Annotated in this window: 4 protein-coding genes; 3 read left to right on the forward strand and 1 reads right to left on the reverse strand. The window is 68.5% G+C overall.

All coding sequences use genetic code 11. From position 1 onward, the window contains the following. Positions 1 to 42: 42 nt before the first annotated feature. A complete protein-coding gene (locus LQV45_RS20995; protein ID WP_018773821.1) occupies positions 43 to 675 on the reverse strand; it encodes an O-methyltransferase in 633 nt (210 codons plus the stop codon). Positions 676 to 947: 272 nt separating this feature from the next. Between LQV45_RS20995 and sigE the strand changes: the two genes are divergently transcribed. The 3 genes from sigE to LQV45_RS21015 all read left to right on the forward strand — a co-directional run bounded on the left by sigE (position 948) and on the right by LQV45_RS21015 (position 3,484). Next, the gene (gene sigE, locus LQV45_RS21000) at positions 948 to 1,601 is read left to right on the forward strand and encodes an RNA polymerase sigma factor SigE (RefSeq protein ID WP_079550334.1); all 654 of its coding nucleotides are present in this window, start codon (positions 948 to 950) and stop codon (positions 1,599 to 1,601) included. Between the two features lie 503 nt (positions 1,602 to 2,104). Continuing rightward, positions 2,105 to 3,007 (forward strand): hypothetical protein, encoded by a 903-nt coding sequence (locus LQV45_RS21010; protein WP_230008674.1) that lies wholly within the window; start codon positions 2,105 to 2,107, stop codon positions 3,005 to 3,007. Between the two features lie 81 nt (positions 3,008 to 3,088). Next, entirely contained in the window at positions 3,089 to 3,484 is a 396-nt protein-coding gene (locus LQV45_RS21015) for a twin-arginine translocase TatA/TatE family subunit (protein ID WP_230008673.1), read from the forward strand. Positions 3,485 to 3,557 lie beyond the last annotated feature (73 nt).

A 3,557-nucleotide genomic window follows, 5' to 3' on the forward strand; every position in this document is an offset into this window, starting at 1 on the left:
GTCAGCGCCCGCCCCTGCACCCGGGCTAGTGAATCCTGGCGGCTACTTCTTCACCGCGATCAGCAGGCCGTCTCCGGTGGGCAGCATGGCGGAAGCGAGACGGTCGTCGTCGCGGATGGACTTGCCGATCTGGCGCAACACCACGGTGGTGGCTTCCCGGGCGGCCGGGTTCGCGACCCGGTCCTTGTCGAGGGCATCGTTGACGATCAGCAGCCCGCCGGATTTGAGCAGCCGCACGGCCTGTTCGACGTAACTGGGGTAGTTCGGTTTGTCCGCGTCAATGAAGACGAGATCATAGGCGCCGTCCGTAAGCCGGGGCAGGACATCCCCGGCCCGGCCCGAAATGGTGCGGGTGCGGTTGGCGGGGCTGCCGGCCTCCTGGAACGCTTCGCGGGCTGCCTTGAGGTGTTCGACGTCGACGTCGATAGTGGTCAGGACAGCCTGCGGACCCAGCCCGCGCAGGATGCACACGCCGGACACGCCTGCGCCGGTGCCGATCTCCACGGCGGTCTGTGCCTTGGACGCCGCCGCCAGCACCGTCAGCACGGCGCCCACGCCGGGGCCGATCGGGGTCACGCCAAGCTCGAAGGACCGTTCGCGCGCGTGCAACAGGACCTCATCCTCGGCAGGCAGATCTTCTGCATAGGACCAGCTCGTGGACTTATCGGCGCTCATGGGATATCGCTTTCTGGGCGGCAGGGGAGTGTTCCCTACAGCGTACTGTGTCCGGCGTGACGGGACGCGGAAGCGGCAGCACCGTGGCCCCGGCCGGAGGGGGTCGTTCTGCCTTCGGCGGAAGACCGCGGTGGATCAGGAAATTCCCAGCTTATTTTGAAATGATGGGTATCCGCTCATCCGCGTGGTGATCGGCGTCGAATGAAGGGTGCAGGAACCTGTGCAAGCAGGCACAATTCAGGCGTAGGTACCATCCACGAGGGGAGTGGACGATGTCGATTCTGGCACCTGTCCCGGCAACAGAGGCAACAGATTCAACCGGCCAGTCCCGGACCGCGGCGGAAGCCGAATGGGTCCGGCCGACCTGGGAGGAAGTGGTGACGAACCACTCCGCCAAGGTCTACCGCCTTGCGTACCGTCTGACCGGAAACAAGTACGACGCCGAGGACCTCACCCAGGAGGTGTTTGTGCGGGTCTTCCGTTCGCTCGAGAACTTCAAGCCCGGCACGCTCGATGGCTGGCTGCACCGGATCACCACCAACCTGTTCCTGGACCAGGCCCGGCGCAAGAGCCGGATCCGCTTTGATGCGTTGGCCGACGACGCCGAGTCGCGGCTGCCGGGCCGGGAGCCCGGGCCGGAGCAAAGTTTCGAGTTCAACAACCTCGACGTCGATGTCCAGGCAGCGCTGGAGGAACTTCCGCCCGACTTCCGCGCCGCCGTCGTGCTGTGCGACCTCGAAGGGCTCTCCTACGACGAAGTCGCCGCCGCGCTGGACATCAAACTCGGGACCGTCCGGTCCCGGATTCACCGCGGCCGGACAATGCTCCGTGAAAAACTCGCGCACCGCGACCCGCGCCCGGCGCAGCCGGCCAAGCAGTCCCTCAAGCCGCGGCTCAAGATGCCGCGCATCGCCGGCCTCCTCTGAACCGGTCAATGGGTCTGCTGAGACGGCTGCTGGGAGCACCAGGCTGCAGGTTCTGGGGCGGGCCCGGGGCTACCCGGAAATGGGCCGCCGGCCGCCACGATCACGTGGAATCGTGTGCCGAATGCCGCGCCCGGCAACAGCGCGAACGCCAGTACCTCGAGAAGCTCCGCGGCGCCGCCGTGCCCGAGGCCAGTGAGGACCTGACTGCACGGCTCCTGGCACGGACCGGTCAGCTGGCCGCGGAACGGGCGGCCGCGGAACGGACAGCCGAAGCGGAGCGGGAACAAACAGCCCCGGAAGCTACGGTGCCTGCAGCTACAGCTCCGGCACCTACGGCTCCTACACCTTCGGCACCTTCAGCTCCGGAACGGGCCATGGCGGAACGCCCCGGCCCGGCGGACACAGCGGACGTATTGGATGCAGCGGAACGGCCGGGCGCGGCGGATGCCGCCGGGGCCGGCCATCGTCCGTGGCCCTCGGACCGGTTCCCGGCAGGACACCCCGTGCCGGGTCGGCCAGGGACGGCGGGACCGGTCGCCGGTCGCGCCGCCGCCGCGGGTCCACACGGCGCCCGTCGCCGCGGCCCGCGCCTGCCGGTGCTTGCTGTCGGCGGAGCCGTCGCCGCTTTGGCCCTCATGACCGGCACCGCGTACGTCATGGGAGGCGACGACGCGGTCCCCGCCGAGGGCGCAGGGACTGCCACCCTCGCCCACCCGGATGCCCCCGGGCTGCCCGGCAGCGGTGAGCCGCTCGGTGCAACGGAGCTGTTCGACGCCAGCGGATCCGGCGTCCCCGGCGCTGAGGGAACCGGGCCCCGTGTTGCGTTCGGCCTCGGCGGCGAGCCCGACTTCACCCCTGCCGGGACGCTGAACACCGGTGAGCTTGCTGCGTTCCGCTCGCAGGGGTGGACATGTCCGGAGCTGCGCGAGCTCGGATTCCACCTCCTCTGGGCCCGTGCCGGCGTCATCTCCGGGGACGAGGTCCTGGAACTTCGCCTCACGGATGGCCGGCACTTCGCCACGGTCCTTGAGCAGCACGCTTCGACGCGGGCGCCCGCGGCGCCCCCCGCACCCGCACAGGCCGAAGATTCGCCCATCAACGTGCTGACCGGACACGCCGCCGTGGCTGACGGCTTTGTCCCGGCCAAGGCCGGCACGCCGTCGGCCGCCCCCGAACCCGGGTATGGCTTTCTTTGGGTCAACCCCGCCCCGCCCTACCGGGCCATCTACCAGACGTCGGCGGCGACATACACGTACATTTCGGACCTGCCGGCCGAGCAGGCGGACGACGGCGTTGCCGCGCTGACCCGGGTCAGCAGTCGCACTCCCGTGCCGGCCTCGCACAACGGAATTCCGGAACGGATCGAGCGCGGATTGAGCCGAATCCTGGAGCACCTGGCACCGTGAGGCAGGGACGGGCCGGACATGGCCGGCATACGGACTTCGCGGAATCGTCGCCAGCCCGAGCGAGAGGGTAACCTTCCTAAAGTGCTTGGAATCAATGGACCGGAGTTCTTACTTCTGCTGATCATCGGCCTTCTGGTGATTGGTCCCAGCAGGCTGCCCGAATACACCCAAAAACTTGCCAATATTGTCAAGGAAGTGCGCCGGATGGCGTCAGGTGCGCGGGAACAGATCAAGGAAGAAGTCGGCATCGACATCGATGAGGTCGACTGGAAGAAGTACGATCCGCGCCAGTACGATCCCCGCCGGATCATCAAGGAAGCGCTCCTTGACGATGACACCAAGCCGATGAGCGCCGGGGCACCGGCAACGGTCTCCACGGCCGCTGCCGCGACTGCTGTCGCCGCGCACCGCCCCGAGCGGGTGCTCGAGCGGCTGCCCGAGGGCGAACCGGCACCCTTCGACTCAGAGGCGACCTAGGACTTCCCGCGGCGGGCCCGCCGCAGTGCCTGCGCAGGGATGCGGCCGGCCGCTGTCAGCGGGGCTGCAGACC

The sequence above is a fragment of the Microbacterium sp. Bi128 genome (genome assembly GCF_918698205.1).